Below are 3,711 nucleotides of genomic sequence, written 5' to 3'. Positions count from 1 at the left end.
GGCGTGGCGGTCACCCGAATCGGTACAATACGCGCGTTGTCCGCACCGTCGGAGCAGCCCGCGATCGCGTGGCGCGACGCCGCCGGCGCGCCTCTCGCTCTCACGTTGCACGGCTTCGACCACTTCCATGCAGACTGACCCGACGCCCGCGCAGGCCGCGGCCGAGCCCGGCGCAGCATCCGGCGGCAACGCGCCGCAGCGCGCGACCGCGCGCTTCATGCTGTCGCACCCGGCGCACATCGTGTCGCTCGGCTTCGGCAGCGGGCTCGCGCCGATCATGCCCGGCACGTTCGGCTCGCTGTTCGGCTGGCTCTCGTTCGTCGTGCTCAACCGCTACCTGACGGTGCCCGAATGGTGGGCGCTGATCGCGGTCGGCTTCGTGGCGGGCACGTGGCTCACCGGTTTCACCGCGAGGAAGATGGGCTCGGCCGATCCGGGCGCCGTCGTCTGGGACGAGATCGTCGCGATCTGGCTCGTGATGCTGTTCGTCACGCCCGCGACCTTCATCGGCCAGCTGTGGGCGTTCGTCGCGTTCCGCTTCTTCGACATGCTCAAGCCGCCGCCGATCCGCTATTTCGACCGCCGCCTGAAAGGCGGGCTCGGCATCATGGTCGACGACCTGGTCGCCGCGTTCATGACGCTGCTCGTGATCGCCCTGTGGCGCTCCGTCGTCGGCTGACCGATTTCCCGACTCCCGTTTCCCGACGCGCATGCCAACCGATTCCGTCGTCCATCAGCTTGCGATCCGCGCAGGCAACAAGTTGCGTGACGAGCACCTGGCGCTCGCCACCGCCGAATCCTGCACCGGCGGCATGATCGCCGCCGCGATCACCGACATCTCCGGCAGCAGCCAGTGGTTCGAGCGCGGCTTCGTCACGTACTCGAACCAGGCCAAGATCGAGATGATCGGCGTGCCGCCCGACCTGATCGACAAGCACGGCGCCGTCAGCGAGCCCGTCGCGCGCGCGATGGCCGAAGGCGCGCTGCGCAACAGCCGCGCGCAGGTCGCGCTGTCCGTCACCGGCATCGCCGGCCCGGCCGGCGGCAGCGAGAAGAAGCCGGTCGGCACCGTGTCGTTCGGCTGGAGCAACCGGCTGCATACCGACGTCGAGACGCTCGTGTTCAAGGGCGACCGCGACCAGATCCGCACGCAGGCGGCCGCGCATGCGCTGCGCGGGCTGCTGAAGCTGCTCGACGAGCGCGAGAGCTGATCGGACCGGGGGCGCCCGCCGGCTCCCCCGCCTGCCCGCTTACTGGATCGCGTCGGGCTTCACGACGATCCAGTTCTTGTCTGCCGTCACCGGCAGGCCGAGCGATTTCTGCTGCGCGGCCGATTCGTCCGACCACGCGCGGATCTGCGCCATCTGCTTGTCCTTCTTGTTCACCCACACCCGCACGCCGCCGCGCGCGATGTCGGTCGCGTTCAGCAGCATGTAGCCGTCGGACGTCGGCGTGTCGCCCGCGACGAGCACCGGCTTCTTCCACTGGTCGATCCAGCCGACGATCGAGCCGAGCTTGCCTTCGTACCACGTCATCGGGTTCATCAGGAACGGCGTGATCACCAGGCTGCGGTTCGCGGCCTCGTCGTACTTGCCCGCCTTGATCTGCAGCCGCGATGTGGTCAGCGCGCCCGTCGCCGGGTTGCGCAGCAGCGTCGTCACGCCGATCACGTTCTGCGGCTTCACGTTGTAGCCGTACTTCGGGTCGGACAGCACGAGCCGCGCGAGCTCCTCGTGCGCAGCCGTCATCACGTAGACCTCGATCCCGTTCTCGCGCAGCGCGTTGTACAGCTCCTGCATCCCGCGGAAGAAATGCGGCGGGTTCACCGTGCCGTCGACCACCTTGTCGCCCTGCCAGTAGCGGATCGGGATCGGCTTGCCGTCGGCGAGCATCGCGTCGACGTGGCGCTTCAGGTCGGCCAGCGACTGGCCGGCGAACGCCTGCGCGATCCACGGGTAACAGACCAGGTCGTCGATCTCGCAGAGCCGGTAGTAATAGCTCGTCAGCGATTCCTTGTAGTCGGCGGAATCCTTGAACGGGATCAGCTTCAGCGACGGGTCGAGCGTGTCGCGCGTCAGCACGCCGCGGTTCTCGAGGTACGGCAGCAGCGACTCCTCGAGATCGTAGCGGTAGGTCGTGTTGTCGGCGTCGAACACCGCGTAGTCGCCGCGGTGCGCGTGCGCGGCGATCATCGCATTCAGCGCCTTCGCGCTGTCGGCCGGCCAGTGCGAGAGATCCGCCGCATGGGCGAACGTCATGCACAGCGATGCGGCAAATGCGCTCAGAAGACGGCGGGACAGCTTGGGCATGGCGTCACTCCCTTTCTTGACATTTTCGTTACGGATCGATGACAAGCGGGAGCATCGCGCGACTAAATTGCGGGCATGCGGTGCGGAAGCGACGGGAAGTTGTCCGCGTGCGCCAGTGCGGGCCGGGCGGGCGGAGGAGCGGGAAAATTCGAGGGAAGCGGCGAGCTCGCGCGAGGGAGCCCGCCGGAACCGTCTGCCCGGGCGGGCAGACAGTACAACCGATCAACGATGCGCGTTGATCGTGTCGCGGGTCTTCTGCGCGGCGAGCGCCGCGGCTTCGGCGAAATCCTCGCCCTTGCTCGCGTACAGGATCGCGCGCGACGAGTTGATCATCATGCCGGTGCCGTCGGCCGTACGGCCCGCGTTGACGGTCGCCTGCACGTCGCCACCCTGCGCGCCGATGCCGGGAATCAGGAGCGGCATGTCGCCGACGATCCCGCGCACGATCTCGATTTCCTTCGGGAAGGTCGCGCCGACCACGAGGCCGAGCTGGCCGTTCTTCGCGTTCCACTTGTTCGCCGCGAGGTCGGCGACGACCTGGTACAGCGGGCGGCCGTTCGTGTCGAGGAACTGCAGGTCGGAGCCGCCCGGGTTCGACGTGCGGCACAGCACGATCACGCCCTTGCCTTCGTGCTCGAAGTACGGCTCGACCGAGTCGTAGCCCATGTACGGGTTCACCGTGACGGCGTCCGCGCGATAGCGCTCGAACGCTTCGCGCGCGTACTGCTCGGCCGTGCTGCCGATGTCGCCGCGCTTTGCGTCGAGGATCACCGGCAGGCCCGGATGCTGGAGGTGGATGTGCGCGATCAGCCGCTCGAGCTGGTCTTCCGCGCGATGCGCGGCGAAGTAGGCGATCTGCGGCTTGAACGCGCTCGCGTATTGCGCGGTCGCGTCGACGATCTGCCGGCAGAATTCGAAGATCGCGTCGGGCTGGCCGTCGAACTGCACGGGGAAACGCGACGGCTCGGGATCGAGGCCGACGCACAGCAGCGAATTGGTGCGCTGCCACGCGGCGCGCAGCGATTCGATGAAAGTAAGCGGGGAAGACATGGCGGGTACTCGCGGCAAACCGTTGGTAGACCGCGTATTTTACCCGCGTCGCCGGCGCGCCTCGCGTGTCGCGGCATTGCTGCGTGCATCGGCGCGCTCGACGGTGAACGCAAAACGCCGCGTGAGCCGCTCGCCGGGCGCCAGCAGCGTCATCCCGTGCGCGGTCGCGCCGCCCGGCAGGTTCACCGCATTGATCGGATGATCGACCGGCTCGAAGCAGAAGAAATCCTCGCCGGGCGGCGTATAGAGCACGTACGCGTCGGCATCGGCCGCCACCGTCAGCGACAGCCCGCGGCGCGGCCAGCTCACCGTCGCGTGGCCGCCCCAGCCGGTGAACGCGTGATTGACGAGA

4 protein-coding genes and 2 pseudogenes are annotated in these 3,711 nt (G+C 68.0%); 3 read left to right on the top strand and 3 right to left on the bottom strand.

Translation table 11 applies throughout. The features are described 5' to 3' along the window. The 3 genes and pseudogenes from G3N99_RS36535 to G3N99_RS36525 all read left to right on the top strand — a co-directional run. Positions 1-138, top strand: a pseudogene (locus G3N99_RS36535) (thiamine monophosphate kinase); the annotation flags it as partial. After that, on the top strand, positions 128-679 hold the full coding sequence (locus G3N99_RS36530; protein ID WP_174939112.1) for a phosphatidylglycerophosphatase A: 552 nt from the start codon (positions 128-130) through the stop codon (positions 677-679). The pseudogene G3N99_RS36535 and the gene G3N99_RS36530, both read left to right, overlap by 11 nt. Positions 680-710: 31 nt before the next feature. After that, positions 711-1,211: a CinA family protein gene (locus tag G3N99_RS36525; protein WP_174934185.1), complete on the top strand. Its 501-nt coding sequence runs from the start codon at positions 711-713 to the stop codon at positions 1,209-1,211. Between the two features lie 39 nt (positions 1,212-1,250). Here the strand turns inward: G3N99_RS36525 and G3N99_RS36520 are convergent, their stop codons facing one another. From G3N99_RS36520 to G3N99_RS36510, 3 genes and pseudogenes are all read right to left on the bottom strand, one after another. Further along, a complete protein-coding gene (locus tag G3N99_RS36520) occupies positions 1,251-2,309 on the bottom strand; it encodes a haloacid dehalogenase-like hydrolase (RefSeq protein ID WP_174939110.1) in 1,059 nt (352 codons plus the stop codon). A 222-nt stretch (positions 2,310-2,531) separates the two neighbouring features. After that, a complete protein-coding gene (pyrF, locus tag G3N99_RS36515; RefSeq protein WP_011350899.1) occupies positions 2,532-3,359 on the bottom strand; it encodes an orotidine-5'-phosphate decarboxylase in 828 nt (275 codons plus the stop codon). Between the two features lie 39 nt (positions 3,360-3,398). Continuing rightward, positions 3,399-3,711 (bottom strand): annotated as a pseudogene (locus G3N99_RS36510) (aldose 1-epimerase); the annotation flags it as partial.

It is taken from the genome of Burkholderia sp. Ac-20392 (assembly GCF_017104585.1).
GTDB lineage: Bacteria > Pseudomonadota > Gammaproteobacteria > Burkholderiales > Burkholderiaceae > Burkholderia > Burkholderia lata.
Note: the sequence above shows the minus strand (reverse complement) of the source record. Positions and strands in the feature narration are given on the sequence as shown.